Raw genomic sequence first — 264 nt, 5'->3', positions numbered from 1 at the left:
ACGCCTGGCCGCACCGCTGCTCGAGATCTATGGCAGCACCGAAACCGGCCAGCTCGCCACGCGACGCACGGCGCAAGACACCGCGTGGCATGCGTACCCCGACGTTCATCTGGAGTTGCGCACCAGCACGACCGATGACGACGGCCCAACCGTATGGGTGTCCGGTGGGCACGTGGAAACCCCGGTGCCGATGGGCGACACGCTGGAGCTGCTGGACGACACGCACTTCCTGCTGCAAGGGCGCAAGGCCGATCTCATCAACAT

The 264-nt window shown here is 65.9% G+C and carries 1 protein-coding gene; it reads left to right on the top strand.

What is annotated here, in order from left to right; genetic code table 11:
• Positions 1 to 264: hypothetical protein (locus ACVA6Q_RS24740; RefSeq protein WP_446649235.1), on the top strand; the 264-nt coding region annotated here is incomplete at both ends.

The organism is Vibrio sp. DNB22_10_4 (genome assembly GCF_052879755.1).
The sequence above is the reverse complement of the archived record's forward strand: the minus strand, read 5'-3'. Positions and strand labels throughout refer to the sequence as shown.